This is a genomic window from Paraburkholderia sp. SIMBA_030 (genome assembly GCF_046535245.1).
Taxonomy (GTDB): domain Bacteria; phylum Pseudomonadota; class Gammaproteobacteria; order Burkholderiales; family Burkholderiaceae; genus Paraburkholderia.
Map to the genome: position 1 here is coordinate 1 of NZ_JAWRXB010001064.1, position 255 is coordinate 255.

General features: G+C 63.1%; 1 pseudogene. It reads left to right on the top strand.

From position 1 onward, the window contains the following. A pseudogene (locus SB772_RS43285) lies at positions 1-118 on the top strand (Sec-independent protein translocase subunit TatC); the annotation flags it as partial. Positions 119-255 lie beyond the last annotated feature (137 nt).

Here is a 255-nt window from a genome sequence, read left to right on the forward strand (position 1 = left end):
GCAGCTCATTCTGGCGCTGCCGCTGATCATCCTCTACGAAGCGGGCATCATCGCCGCGCGCGTCTTTATCGGCACGGGCGAGAAGAAGGCCACTGACGAGAGCGAAGCGACAAGCTGACCGCCCGCGATCATGCCGCAGCATGCTGCGGCGCGGCAAAGACAAAAGGCCGCGAACGGTGACGTTCGCGGCCTTTGTGTTTGGTGCGGGTTGGTGCGGGTTGGTGCGCGTTATTGCGGTTCGTCGCGATTCGTCTG